Here is a 12,388-nt window from a genome sequence, read left to right as displayed (position 1 = left end):
CGGCGCTTTCATGTGTGGAACCCGGTAGTCGCCAACCTTGGTTGGCGCGCGGTCGCAACGATCAGCGTTCGACGATCGCCACCACGCCCATGCCGCCGGCGGTGCAGATCGACACCAGCGCGCGGCCACCCCCGCGTTCGGCCAGCTGCTTGGCTGCGGTAGCAATCACACGTGCACCGGTGGCGGCGAACGGATGACCGGTGGCCAGCGACGAGCCCAGCAGGTTGATCTTGTCCGGGTCGATACGGCCCATCGGCGCATCCAGGCCCAGGCGGTTGCGGCAGTAATCCTCGCTCTCCCACGCACGCAGGGTGCACAGCACCTGTGCAGCGAAAGCCTCGTGGATCTCGTAGATGTCGAAGTCCTGCAGGGTCAGGCCGTTGCGCTTGAGCATCTCCGGCACGGCCACGGTCGGTGCCATCAGCAGGCCTTCGCCATGCACGAAGTCCACCGCAGAGACGTGCGCATCGCGCAGGTACGCCTGCGGCTCATGGCCGTGCGCACGCGCCCACTCTTCGCTGGCCAGCAGCACCGCAGCGGCGCCATCGGTCAGCGGCGTGGAGTTGGCGGCGGTCAGGGTGCCACGGCCGGAGACCTTGTCGAAGGCCGGCTTCAGCGTGGCCAGCTTTTCCAGCGAGGTATCCGGACGCAGGATGTTGTCGCGCTCGACGCCACGGAACGGTGCGATCAGATCGTTGAAGAAACCGCGCTCATAGGCAGCGGCCAGCTTCTTGTGCGAGGACACCGCCCACTCGTCCTGCGAGTCGCGCGAGATGTTCCATTCCTTGGCCATGTCCTCGCAGTGGTCGCCCATGCTCTTGCCGGTGCGCGGCTCAGCCACGCCCGGGAACTCGGGCTTGAGCTCGGAGAACTTGAAGCCGGAAGTGAGCGCGCGGATCTTGTCGCCGGTGCTCTTGGCACGGTTGGCGGCCAGCAGGCGCCCGCGCAGCTTCTTGCCGTAGACGATCGGCACGTCGGAGGTGGTGTCCGAACCGCCGCCGATGCCCGATTCGATCTGGCCCAGCGCGATCTTGTTGGCGACGGTGATGATGCTGTCCAGCGAGGTGCCACAGGCGCGCTGCAGTGTGATGCCCGGGGTCAGCGGCGACAGGCCGGACGACAGCGTGGCTTCACGGCCCAGGTTCCAGTCGCTGGAGTGCTTGATCACCGCACCCATCGCCACTTCACCCAGCTGCTGGCCGTGCAGGCCGAACCGTTCGACCAGCGCGCCCAGCGTACGGACCGACATGCCGAGGTTGCCGACATCCGAATACGCGGTGTTCTGGCGGCAGAACGGAATGCGGACGCCACCGAGGATGGCGACGGGACGAGCGTTGGGCATGGAGATACCTGGCATGGATGAGGGTGTCTGCAACATGGCCTGCACGGCGGAGCAGGCATAATGGAGCCAAGTGTAGCTGCCGCCCTGTGATGGGCCAACCGTGGAACCATGAGCAAACCCGACCCCGCGATGAATGCCCTTGGCGTGCTGGCCCTGGAACTGGCCGGCGGTGAAATCCCCCGCCAGGCGGTACTCAGCGCCGAACAGGCCGGTGAACTGGCCGATCGCGTCGGCCGCGACCTGTCCAAGCTGGTGCCGCAGGTGGCCGAGCTGGACCTGGTGTTCGCCGCCGCCCATTTCGACCCGGCCGAAGTGCTGCGCCCGGGCTGGCCGATCCACCGCCGCCTGGAAGAACTGCAGATGCGTGCCCCGGGCCGCAACCAGGGCCCGCGCCTGCTGGCCTTTGGTACCGACGCCCAGGGCGACGTGCCGCTACCGTTCCAGGCCGACGCCAGCCTGGTGGGCGGCGGCCTGCGCGTGGTGCCGTTCCTGCTGACCGGCAGCGACGTGGCGACGACCAATGCGGTGGCCGAGGCGCTGGAAGACACGCTGCTGGCCAACGGCATGGCCCATGCCGATACCGCGTTGATGGCGCAGAACACCTTCGGTGCCCGCATCGAGCACGCGCGCTATTTCACTGTGAATGATCTGGCCGCGATGATGTCGATGCAGTACGACAACCAGGGCCTGGCCGCACTGTGGCCGCTGATCGAGACCGCGATCATGGCCCCCGGTGAAGACGAATGGCTCAACGCCGCGCCCGAGCCGCTGCTGCGTTACACGCATGGCGAAGCACGCATGGCGCTGTTCGATCCGGCCGGCTGGTGCGCGCACTACGATCACGGCAAGAACGATTGCGACCGCCTGAAGGGCATCTACGAGCAGTTCCTGATGCGCCAGCGACAGATGGCCGCCGTGCTGGAAGCGCATGGCGTGCCGGTGCTGTTCGTGCACTGCGAGGCCGGCCAGGACGCGCGCGAGCTGCTGGCGCGCTGAAGACGGGTAGTGCCGGCCGCTGGCCGGCAACCTCCGCATTTGCGATTGCCGGCCAGCGGCCGGCACTACCGATCAGGAAAAACGCCGGCTTGCGCCGGCGTTTTCCGTTTCAGCAGAAATGGCCGCAGTGCTGTTCGTGCACTGCGAGGCCGGCCAGGACGCGCGCGAACTGCTGGCGCGCTGATCATTGGGTGATCCGTTGGTGGTGCCGGCCGCTGGCCGGCAACATCCGGATCTGCGATTGCCGGCCAGCGGCCGGCACGACCGATCAAGAAAAACGCCGGCTTGCGCCGGCGTTTTCCGTTTCCAGCAAAAGCGCGCTTACGGCGCCTTCTGGATCACCGCACACGCCAGGCGCGCGCCGGCGTTGCCGGTCGGCTGGGTCTTGTAGTCATCCGCATCGGCGTGGACGATCAGGCCACGGCCGATGATGTCGAAGTCATCACCCTTGCCGATGTTGACGTTGCTCGACACCGGGCCGTCGATGGTGGCCACGCCCTTGTCGTCGGCCTTGATGTTGGGCATGTCGCCGCCGTGGTGCGGATCGGTGGCGACATTGCCGTGATCCTGCTTGCCCGGGTTGAAGTGGCCACCGGCACTCATGCCGTCCGGGGCGCTGCAGTCGCCCTTCTCGTGAATGTGGAAGCCGTGCTCGCTGCCCGGCTTCAGGCCGCTGATCTGGCCGGTCACGTGGACCTTGCCATCGACCACCTTGAAGGTGACGCTGCCCTTGGTCTCGTTGCCTTGGGTCGGTGCCAGCTCGGCGCTGGCCGTAGCATCGGCAGCCGGTGCAGCCGCCGGGGCCGGCGTTGCAGCCGGTTCGGTGGTGGCACCGTCGGCCGGCGCGGCCGGAGGGGTTTCAGCCTGCGGCGCGGCGGGCTGCTGGTTGCAGGCCGCCAGGCCCAGCGCAGCAATGGCTGCGAACAGCGAAGTGTGGATCAAGCGCATGGAATCTCTCCCTGGATGATGCCTGCAGTGATCAGCGGACAACCCGGATCACGCCACAGGCGATGCGGACGCCGGCATTGCCGGCGGGCTGGCTGCGATAGTCGTCGGCGTTGGCATGCACGACCAGTGCACGTCCGGCGATATCGGTGGCGGCGCCTCCGCCAAGGGTAACGCCCTTGAGGTGGATATCGACGTTGGCGCGGCCCTGGGCGTCGGCACGCAGATTGTCCATGTCGCCCAGGTGGTGCTTGCCGGTGCCGGCGCGGCCATGCGCAGCGCCACCGGGATTGAAGTGATTGCCGGCACTGCTGGCATCCACCGCACTGCAGTCGCCGCGCTCGTGGATGTGGAAGCCGGCCTGCTGCATCGGCTGCAGGCCACCGATCAGGCCGGTGATGTGGATACCGCCGGGCTCCACCATCAGTGCGATGCGGCCACTGACAATGCTGGCCGAGGCCGGCGCAAGATTGGCCTCGCCCTGCTTCGCTGCGCTGACCACGGTCGTCGGCGGCGGAGTAGGTTCGGTCTTTTTCGGCGCGCTGCCGCAGGCAGACAGCAGCACGGCGGCGGACAACGGCAGGATGGCAAAGGACAGACGCATCAAGGACTCCTCGCAGATGACACTAAGCGTTGCATCGTCCATGAACGATCAACAGTTCGGCAAGCGGGCGCGAGGATCGCGTGCAGGGGCCGTTCAATGGCCCCCGCGGCGGCGTCCGGCGCCCAGCTTGCGGGTAAGGGTATTGCGGCCAAGGCCCAGGCGGGCCGCGGCTTCGGCACGGCGGCCGTGGGTGATCTGCAGTGCGGCCTCCAGCAGGGCATGGTCGACCCGCTCGCGCACCTGCGCGTGCAGCCCTTCCACGCCTTCGGCCAGCTGACGGCGTGCCCATTCGGCCAGCAGCGCTTCCCACTGCCCTGGATCGGCGCTGGTGGTGCTGCTGCGACGACCGCGCGTACGGTTGAGCGCGGTATCGACGTCGGCCACGCCGATGGTGTCGGCGGCCGCCAACGCCGCCATCCGCCAGCACACGTTTTCCAGTTCGCGCACGTTGCCCGGCCAGTCGTGTTCGCGCAGCGCCTGCAGTGCGGCCGCGGTCAGGCGCTTCGGCGGCGTATCCAGCTTGCGCGCGGCGGCGGCCAGGAACGTACTGGCCAGCTGTGCGATGTCCTCGCGGCGCTCGCGCAGCGGTGGCAGCTGCAGGCGCACCACGTCGAGGCGGTGCAGCAGGTCGGCGCGGAACTTTCCTTGTGCAACCAGCCCTTCCAGGTCCTGGTGGGTGGCGGCGACCACGCGCACGTCGACGCGGATCAGTTCACGGCCACCGACGCGGAAGAACTCGCCCTGCGCCAGCACGCGCAGCAGCCGGGTCTGCAACGGCAGCGGCATGTCGCCGATCTCATCCAGGAACAGTGTGCCGCCATCGGCCTGCTCGAAGCGGCCGATATGGCGGCGCTGCGCGCCGGTGAAGGCGCCGGCTTCGTGGCCGAACAACTCGCTTTCCAGCAGCTCGGACGGGATTGCAGCGGTATTGAGCGCGACGAAGGGCCCCTGCGCGCGCGGTGATTCGCGATGCAGCGCATTGGCCACCAGCTCCTTGCCGGTGCCGGTCTCGCCGGTGATCAGCACCGCCAGCGGTGCCTGCGCCAGGCGACCGATGGCGCGGAACAGCGCGCGCATCGGCGGGGTATCGCCCACCAGTTGCGGCGGTTGGTCGCTATGCGCTTCGGCCGCAGGTGTGGCCGCCGCCAATGCCGGTGCGACGGCCGGCAGCACCCGTTGCGCCAGTGCCACCGCATCGTCCAGATCGAACGGCTTGGACAGGAATTCATGCGCGCCACCGCGGAACGCGCCGGCCGTGCTGGCTACATCGGTATAGGCCGACATCACCACCACCGGCAGCTGCGGCAGCGCGGCCTTGAGCTTGTCCAGCAGCACCAGGCCATCGTCGCCGGGCATGCGCACATCGGTGAACAGCAGCGCCGGTGGCGGGCCTTCGCTCAACGCCTGCAGGGCGGGTGCGGCGCTGTCGAAATCGACGACCTGGTAGCCCGCCTCGCGCAGCGCGGTGCACAGCACGAAGCGCACGGCCCGATCGTCATCGACCACCCAGATGCGCTGCGGGGACGAAGAGGACTCAGACATCGCGCGGGGCCTCCTCGGCCGGGGCAGCGCCGCTGACGATCGGCAGCAGCAGAGTGAACACGGTATGGCCCGGGCGCGAGCGGTAGGTCAGCGTGCCGCGATGCTCGCGCGCCACCTGCTGGGCCAGCGCCAGGCCCAGGCCAGTGCCTTCGGCACGGCCACTGACCAAGGGCAGGAACAGGTGTTCAGCCAGTTCCTCGGGAACGCCACGGCCGTCGTCGGCGATTTCCAGGCGCAACGCCAGCGTGTGCAGCTGCTCGGCAATGCGCACGCCATGCTCCACGCGGGTACGCAGGGTGATGTTGCCGGCGCCGGCCTGGATCGCGTTGCGCACCAGGTTCCAGACCGCCTGGGTGAGGCGGTCGGCGTCACCATGGAATTCGGGGATGCTGGGGTCGTAGTCACGCTGCAGGCGCACCGCCCAGCCGGCTTCGCTCTCGGCCAGGCGCAGCACGCGTTCCAGCGCGGCATGGATGTTCAGTTCGGCATGCGGCGCGGCCGGGGCCGGCGACAGCAGCTGGTCGAGCAGGCCGTTGAGGCGCTCGATCTCCGAGCCGATCAGTTCGATCAGCTCACGTTCGCTGGCGTCGCGCTGCGCCGCACGCCGGGCAAGCAGCTGGGCCGCGCCCTTCAGTCCGGCCAGCGGGTTGCGCAGCTCGTGGGCCAGGCCCTTCAGCGCCGCACTGAGCGCGCTGGGCAGCGCCTGGGTGGGATCGAGTCCTGGGAACTCATCGACCGGATGCGCCTCCAGCAGCCAGCCGCCATCGTCGCGGCGGCTCATCCAGCCCTCGGCGAAGCGCGGCGCCTCGCCGGGCACCGCCAGCGCCAGCCGGTTCAGGCGCAGGCTGTCGCGCTCGTCGCGGGCCAGGAAATGGGCCAACGCCTCGCCCTGCACTTCCAGGGCGGCCAATGGCCGACCCAGCAGGCGCCGGACGCTGACGCCCAGCCAGCGGGCGAAGGCCGGATTGCAGCCGGCAATGCAGCCATCGGCCCCGGCCCAGGCCAGCGGCGTGCCCAGGGCATCGAGGGACGGCGGGGGAGAGGGGTCGGACATTGCACCAATGTAGTGCAAAACGCTGGTGTGGGGTCAGAGCCCTTTCCGCGCGGAAAGGGATCTGACCCCTTGCGCTGCGGGGTCCGGGGTCGGATCCCTTCCGTCAGGAAAGGGCCCTGACCCCTGCCGCAGGTCGAGCAAGCTCGACCACTACCAGATGCGTGGCCGGTTACAGCTTCATGTTCAGGCCGACGAACACGCTGCGGCCCGGGGCCGGCGAGAACATCGGGCGGGCGCTGTTCCAGAAGAAGCTGTCGTACCAGACGTAGGCGTACTGGCGGCCGGTGACGTTCTTCAGCTGCAGGTCCACGCTGAAACGCGGGGTGAGCTGATAGGCAGCACTGAGGTCGAGCACGGCGAAGCCACCGAACTTGCCGGCCACGTTGCGTTCTTCCAGATAGTAATCGCCCTGTGCACGCGCCTGCAGGCCGAGGCGCAGCGCGTCGCTGGCGCGGTAATCCACACCCAGATTGCTGATATGGCGCGGGGTGGCAGCCACTTCGCGGCCCTGCAGGGAAATGCCGGCATCGCGGTCGTCGCGGGTGATCTTCGCTTCCTGGTAGGCGTGCGAGGCCCATACCGTCCAGTCGTCGCCCAGTTGCAGGCTCAACTGCGCATCCACGCCGCGTCGGCGGGTCTTGCCCAGGGTGACCGTGGTGCCGGTGGCCGGCATGTTGGATACCTCGTTTTCCGCGTCCTGCTGCCACACCGCCAGGCGCGCCTGGGCGCCCTGGAACGGCTGGAACTTCAGGCCCAGCTCCATGCCGGTATTGGTGGACGGCTGCAGCGGCGCCTGCCCCGGAGTGAGATAGGCCGGTGCGGTGGAGCCGGTCAGCACCTGGAAGGTGCGGCCCCAGTTGGCATAGACGTGGGTGGTCTGGCCCAGGCTGTGGATGACGCTCAGCTTGGGCTGACCGATGGTGCCGTAGTTCTGCAGGCGTCCGCGGACGCCGTTCATCAGGTGCGTGCTGCCACTGAAGCGATCGATACGATAGGCCGGCACGATCTTCCACGCCTCGGCGGGCCGGTAGATGGCCTGCACGTAGGCGCCCCAGTTGTCGAAGCTGTGGCGGTCGTCGTTCTGCACGCGCGCCGGCGGCTGGCTGTAATCGGTCGGTTCGGCGTAGGCGTAGCGCTCGCGGATATAGCCGTTGTCCTGCTGCTCGTAGTTCAGGCCGCCCTCGACAGTAAGCGCGGAGCTGGCCTGCCAGGTCAGGGTGCTGAGCAGTCCGGCCTGACGCTCGTCCCACATGCGGCGCTGGCGCGGCAGGTTGCCGGTGGGCAGGTCGCTGAAGGTCACGCGGCGGTCGTCTTCGTAGCGGTTGTAGTAGAGCCGCGTGCCGAAGGTGAGTGCGTCGGACAGCTTCAGGTCGACGTGCGCGGCGATCTGCCGCATGTCGCGGTCATCGCCATCATTGCCGTTGCGCAGCTCGCTGCCACGGCGGTGCGTGCGCAGTTCCTCGGCGGTCATGAAGCCGGGTTCGTCGGCCTCATGGTGATAGGCGCGCGCGGTCAGGCCCACGCGCAGCCCTTCGTCCAGCGTGCCGAAGAACCACTTGCCGCCCAGTGAATACTTCCTGGAGGTGTCGTGGTCGCGATAACCATCGCTGGCCTGGGTGCCGACGAAATAGTTCTGCGCGAAGCCATTGGCTTCGCGGCCAACCGCCAGCTGTGCATCACGGGTGTTGTAGCTGCCGTAGGCCAGGCGCGCATCGGTGTAGCTGCCGCCTTGGCGCGTACCGAAGTTCACGTTGCCACCGATGTTGTGCAGCCCATAGCGCGGGTCGTTGGTACCGCGCACCACTTCGATGTAGCTGATGTCCAGCGGGAACAGCATGTCGATGAAGCGCTGGTTGCCGCTGTTGACGTTGCTGGGGATGCCGTCGATGAGGGTCTTGATGGCGTTGAGGTAGCCCTCGCCGTTGAAGGCGCGGAAGCTGACCTTGCCCGATTCGGCACCCTGCCGCGTTTCGGTGAGCTGGATGCCGGGCATCTGCCCCAGCAGCTCCCAGCTGTGCGAGACGTTGCGGTCTTCGATCTGGTCCGCGCCGAGCACGTCCACCGAAGTCAGCACCTGGTGCGCGCTGAGCTGGCCTTCGCCATGCTGGTGCACCTGCACCTTGCCGAGGGTGAGCGCGGCATCGGCGGACTGTGCGAAAGCTTCAGGGGCGAACGGAGCGGCCGCGAGGGCGGCCACAAGGGTGGGAGTCTTCATGGGAAGGGGCGGCTGCGGTGAAATGTAATCATATAACATTTCAACTGCCCACTTTTGCAGCGTCGAGCAAGGCTCGGCGCTACAAGGGCGGGTGCCGGGGGCTGGGATTACACCGGGTAGCCGGTGGCTTCCCGTGCCTTCTTCCAGGCGGCTTCGAATTCACGCGCGGAGATTTCGTCGTCCTCGTCGAAATCCAGGAACGACACTGGCTGGTCGGCCAGCAGGAAGCGGTCGTCGCTGTGGGCATGCTCGTCGGCCCAGACCATCTTGGTGCCGTAGATTTCCACCTGGCGCACGATCTTCTCGCCACGGGCTTCCATCAGCACGTTGCCCTTGCCCAGGCCCGATTCGGCCCAGTGCTTGTAGTACTTCTTTGCGGCGGATTTCGCGCCGGGTTTTGCGTTGTGCTTTGCGTAGGTCATTGCAGGGGTCCTGGCCGCAGGCGCGGCCGGAAAGTTCGGAATGGCGCCATTATCAGGCATCCGGGGTCAGAGCCCTTCCCTTTGGAAAGGGATCCGACCCCCTGCTGGTTCAGTTCGGCAGGGGCACGCCCTTCGGCCACAGCATCCAGATATTGCCCTTCTGCTTCATGTCGCCGGCCAGCTTGCCGGCGGCATCCCCGCTGCCCCAGTACAGGTCGGCGCGCACCTCACCGGCGATGGCGCCGCCGGTGTCCTGCGCGGCCACCGGGCGCACCACCGGGGTGCCGTCCGGACGCGTGGTGGAGAGCCACAGCAGGCTGCCCAGCGGCACCACGCTGCGGTCCACCGCCACGCTGTAGCCGGCGGTAAGCGGCACGTTCAGCGAACCACGCGGGCCTTCCGGGCTGTCCGGGTTGCGCACGAAGAACACGTAGCTGGGGTTGCTGCGCAGCAGTTCCGGCACGCGCGCGGGATTGGCCCGTGCCCAGGCGCGGATCGCGTCCATGGTGACGTCTTCCTTCTTCAGCTGGCCCTGGTCCACCAGCCAGCGCCCGATGGCGCGGTAGGGGTGGCCATTCTGTTCCGCATAGGCCAGACGCACCTGCTTGCCATCGGCCAGGCGCACGCGGCCGGACCCCTGGATCTGCAGCAGCTGCAGGTCCATCGGGTCGGTCAGCCAGGCCAGCACCGGGGCGTTGGCGCCCTTGGACGCGATGGTGCCGGCGTCGTCATAGGGCTTGAGCACCTTGCCTTCGACGCGCCCGCGCAGGCGCTTGCCCTTCAGTTCCGGGTAGAGGCTGTCCAGCTGCACCACCACCAGATCATCGGGAGTGCCGTAGACCGGCACCGTCGCCTTGTCGGTGCGGGTGAGGCTGCCGGCATAGATCGGCTCGTAGTAGCCGGTAATCAGTCCGTCGGCCTGGTGGCCACCGGCACGCAGCGCATAGACATCAAGGTCGCGCTGCAGGAACTGGCGGATCGCGGCCGGGTCCTTGTCTGATACCGCGGCGGCGGTGGTGCAGGGTTTTGCCCAGACCGCATCGTTCTTCAGGCGGGTGCAGCTGCTGCGCCAGGCGACGAAACCGGCCTGCAGATCGTTGTCGGAGACGGATGGCAGCGCGCTCCATGCAGCCTTGGCATAGGTGGCCGCGGGCGGCGTGACCGGCGTCGGCACTTCAGATCCGGTGCGGGGGGCGGTGGTGGCGCAACCGGCGAGCACGGCCGCTGCCAGCAGGATGCAGTGCCTGCGCTTGAAGAAGGTGGCGGAATCGATCATGCCGCCATGGTGGCGGGCCGGCCGCTGGGCGGCAACCCGGCGCGGGGTCAAGCGTTCATGCGCGGGGTCACGGCGTCTGCAGCAGCAGCGAGTACAGGATGCGCGCGTCTTCGGCATCCAGCGTCTTCGGCAGGTCGTCGCGGCCACGGAAACGGCGGTGGAAGGCGGCGACGGTGGCCTCGCGGTTGTCCAGCGGATAGCCAAAGCGGGCCAGCGCATTCCACGCGTCGAAACCCTCTGGCGCAGCACCGTCGGCCGCGCGCGGCCACACGCCAAAGCCGGCCTCGGCCAGCTGCTGCCACGGGAAGAAGCGGCTCGGATCCTGCTTGCGCGTCGGCGCCAGGTCGGCGTGGCCGATCACTTGGCGCGGCGGGATGTTCAGGCGCGAGGTGAGGTCGCGCAGCAGCACGATCAGCGATTCGATCTGCGCCGCACTGAACGGGCTGCGGCCATCGTTGTCGAGCTCGATGCCGATCGAGGCCGAATTGAGATCGGTGATGGTGCCCCAGCGCCCGGCGCCGGCGTGCCAGGCACGGCGCTCATCGGCGACCAGCTGGTAACGATGGCCGTCGGCACCGACCAGGTAATGTGCACTGACCGGTCCACCGCTGTTGGCCGTGCGCAGCGTATTCAGGCTCTGCTGCACCGACTTCTGCTCGGTGTGGTGGATGACGATGATGACAGGCGTGCGCGCGTTCTGGTTGGGTGATGGCACCCAGGTGGCGAGCGGGTTGTGCTGCACGGGCGCGCTGGCGGTGCAGGCCGCCAGGACCAGTGCCAGCAGTGTGGAAGCCAGAAGGCGGGGGCTGATCATGGGCAGATTGTAACCATGGACCGGACCGCAGCCGTGGTTCGACGCAGCGCGCCGAACGACATCGCCCGTGGCTTCGCAGTCCGCGTGCTGATGGCCGTGCCTGATCATGAAGGTGTAGCGGATCAGATGAAAAGAGCGAAGCGGCACTAAGGGGCAGCAGGACCCGGAAAGATCAGATCCTGTCCAAATCTTGCGGCATAGATGCTCTCGAACTGGAAGGAAAGCACGAACCGCGATTCACATGACGCAGCATAGCGCTTGATGAAACGGCAAATTTCCTCCCAAGCGCATTCAAATCCGCTTGCGCGGAAATGGAACGAACCCAGCAACCCCACACGCCACTCGGCCTCCAGTCCTTCCGCGACAACAGCCTCCGGCGGTTCAACGATGCGGAAACCGAATCCCGTGTTGGACGCCGGGAGATACCCCTGCAGCTTGTCCAGATCATCGGAATACGCGACCTGGATGGAATCCAAGGCTTGTAGCACGGCCTCGAAGCTGGAACCGACCTCGACTTCGAGAAACAACGAAATGCTCATCGTCGAACCTTTACAGCGGCGTCATCATCAAAGGTCATGTGCTGCGGCAGAGCGCTCTCATCCGCGTATCGGGCACGCGGATGTAGTGATCCTTTCATCCGCTGATCCTACCCATAAATTCCGCGATCAGCACCCGATCAGAATCATTCTTTCCAGCCCGATCCAGAACTGGACCAAGATGGTAGGCAAGAAGATCACGATAGGCACCGGCCTCTGGAATGAAAGCATCAAGACAACTCAAGAACGACCTCACCGACATAAACGAAAGAAACACCGCATAGGGATATGAACTCGCAAAAGGAACGCCGTGCAGATAGTAGTTTGCCAGCTTCTTCTGCTCTACCCTTGGCCAAGAGCGGCACTTCATCAGAACAAATGCATCCCGATAATTGTCCGACTTCAATGGCGCGTAACTCATCAGCCACTCTGATGCGGCCGTAGCGTCCATTGCAGACATCTCAGCGCAGAGCTTTCTAATTCTTTCATCCATAGATCTGCAGCCCGGCTTGATGATTGCCTCGTTGTAGATTGCTTCATTCCCCGGCTTCGGCATCAACTGCTATTTGTGCCCCCTCCTTTGCGAGGGCGCCCAACAGCGCATGTGGGTAGCAATCATCCTTCGACAGTAGATACATACAC

The 12,388-nt window shown here is 66.7% G+C and carries 12 protein-coding genes; 1 reads left to right on the top strand and 11 read right to left on the bottom strand.

Features of this window, described 5'->3' with window-relative positions; genetic code table 11:
* Positions 1-61 precede the first annotated feature (61 nt).
* Positions 62-1,357 (bottom strand): acetyl-CoA C-acetyltransferase, encoded by a 1,296-nt coding sequence (locus tag AC5P9N_RS10155; RefSeq protein WP_099485228.1) that lies wholly within the window; start codon positions 1,355-1,357, stop codon positions 62-64.
* Positions 1,358-1,450: 93 nt separating this feature from the next.
* Here AC5P9N_RS10155 and AC5P9N_RS10150 point away from each other — a divergent pair, with 93 nt between their 5' ends.
* A complete protein-coding gene (locus tag AC5P9N_RS10150; RefSeq protein WP_005407588.1) occupies positions 1,451-2,338 on the top strand; it encodes a hypothetical protein in 888 nt (295 codons plus the stop codon).
* Between the two features lie 321 nt (positions 2,339-2,659).
* Here the strand turns inward: AC5P9N_RS10150 and AC5P9N_RS10145 are convergent, their stop codons facing one another.
* From AC5P9N_RS10145 to AC5P9N_RS10100, 10 genes are all read right to left on the bottom strand, one after another.
* Positions 2,660-3,286, bottom strand: a complete 627-nt coding sequence (locus tag AC5P9N_RS10145) for a superoxide dismutase family protein (protein WP_005411864.1) — start codon at positions 3,284-3,286, stop codon at positions 2,660-2,662.
* A 31-nt stretch (positions 3,287-3,317) separates the two neighbouring features.
* Positions 3,318-3,887, bottom strand: coding sequence for a superoxide dismutase family protein (locus tag AC5P9N_RS10140; protein WP_099485229.1), 570 nt, complete (start codon positions 3,885-3,887; stop codon positions 3,318-3,320).
* A gap of 93 nt (positions 3,888-3,980) precedes the next feature.
* Entirely contained in the window at positions 3,981-5,429 is a 1,449-nt protein-coding gene (gene ntrC, locus AC5P9N_RS10135) for a nitrogen regulation protein NR(I) (protein ID WP_012478733.1), read from the bottom strand.
* Positions 5,422-6,483: a two-component system sensor histidine kinase NtrB gene (locus tag AC5P9N_RS10130; RefSeq protein ID WP_049459769.1), complete on the bottom strand. Its 1,062-nt coding sequence runs from the start codon at positions 6,481-6,483 to the stop codon at positions 5,422-5,424. The genes ntrC and AC5P9N_RS10130 overlap by 8 nt, the downstream gene beginning before the upstream one ends.
* Positions 6,484-6,652: 169 nt before the next feature.
* Positions 6,653-8,698 carry a TonB-dependent receptor gene (locus AC5P9N_RS10125; protein ID WP_150359389.1) on the bottom strand — a complete coding sequence of 682 codons (2,046 nt, stop codon included), beginning with the start codon at positions 8,696-8,698 and terminating at the stop codon, positions 6,653-6,655.
* 107 nt (positions 8,699-8,805) lie between these two features.
* On the bottom strand, positions 8,806-9,120 hold the full coding sequence (locus AC5P9N_RS10120) for a hypothetical protein (RefSeq protein ID WP_005407555.1): 315 nt from the start codon (positions 9,118-9,120) through the stop codon (positions 8,806-8,808).
* Between the two features lie 109 nt (positions 9,121-9,229).
* A complete protein-coding gene (mltA, locus tag AC5P9N_RS10115; RefSeq protein ID WP_049459771.1) occupies positions 9,230-10,396 on the bottom strand; it encodes a murein transglycosylase A in 1,167 nt (388 codons plus the stop codon).
* A 67-nt stretch (positions 10,397-10,463) separates the two neighbouring features.
* On the bottom strand, positions 10,464-11,210 hold the full coding sequence (locus tag AC5P9N_RS10110; RefSeq protein ID WP_099485239.1) for an N-acetylmuramoyl-L-alanine amidase: 747 nt from the start codon (positions 11,208-11,210) through the stop codon (positions 10,464-10,466).
* A 146-nt stretch (positions 11,211-11,356) separates the two neighbouring features.
* On the bottom strand, positions 11,357-11,749 hold the full coding sequence (locus tag AC5P9N_RS10105) for a hypothetical protein (protein WP_099485231.1): 393 nt from the start codon (positions 11,747-11,749) through the stop codon (positions 11,357-11,359).
* Between the two features lie 94 nt (positions 11,750-11,843).
* Positions 11,844-12,302 (bottom strand): hypothetical protein, encoded by a 459-nt coding sequence (locus AC5P9N_RS10100; RefSeq protein ID WP_143569550.1) that lies wholly within the window; start codon positions 12,300-12,302, stop codon positions 11,844-11,846.
* Positions 12,303-12,388 lie beyond the last annotated feature (86 nt).

Source organism: Stenotrophomonas sp. YJH_SMC_6 (genome assembly GCF_059371335.1).
This window is presented reverse-complemented; position numbering and strand designations above follow the sequence as displayed.

Bases quoted from the DNA above. Each gene is read 5' to 3' on its own strand.
- ntrC (WP_012478733.1), bottom strand. From the start codon at position 5,429: ATGTCTGAGTCCTCTTCGTCCCCGCAGCGCATCTGGGTGGTCGATGAC.
- AC5P9N_RS10145 (WP_005411864.1), bottom strand. From the start codon at position 3,286: ATGCGCTTGATCCACACTTCGCTGTTCGCAGCCATTGCTGCGCTGGGC.
- AC5P9N_RS10155 (WP_099485228.1), bottom strand. From the start codon at position 1,357: ATGCCAGGTATCTCCATGCCCAACGCTCGTCCCGTCGCCATCCTCGGT.
- AC5P9N_RS10120 (WP_005407555.1), bottom strand. From the start codon at position 9,120: ATGACCTACGCAAAGCACAACGCAAAACCCGGCGCGAAATCCGCCGCA.
- AC5P9N_RS10140 (WP_099485229.1), bottom strand. From the start codon at position 3,887: ATGCGTCTGTCCTTTGCCATCCTGCCGTTGTCCGCCGCCGTGCTGCTG.
- AC5P9N_RS10125 (WP_150359389.1), bottom strand. From the start codon at position 8,698: ATGAAGACTCCCACCCTTGTGGCCGCCCTCGCGGCCGCTCCGTTCGCC.
- AC5P9N_RS10110 (WP_099485239.1), bottom strand. From the start codon at position 11,210: ATGATCAGCCCCCGCCTTCTGGCTTCCACACTGCTGGCACTGGTCCTG.
- AC5P9N_RS10130 (WP_049459769.1), bottom strand. From the start codon at position 6,483: ATGTCCGACCCCTCTCCCCCGCCGTCCCTCGATGCCCTGGGCACGCCG.
- AC5P9N_RS10100 (WP_143569550.1), bottom strand. From the start codon at position 12,302: ATGCCGAAGCCGGGGAATGAAGCAATCTACAACGAGGCAATCATCAAG.
- AC5P9N_RS10105 (WP_099485231.1), bottom strand. From the start codon at position 11,749: ATGAGCATTTCGTTGTTTCTCGAAGTCGAGGTCGGTTCCAGCTTCGAG.
- AC5P9N_RS10150 (WP_005407588.1), top strand. From the start codon at position 1,451: ATGAGCAAACCCGACCCCGCGATGAATGCCCTTGGCGTGCTGGCCCTG.
- mltA (WP_049459771.1), bottom strand. From the start codon at position 10,396: ATGATCGATTCCGCCACCTTCTTCAAGCGCAGGCACTGCATCCTGCTG.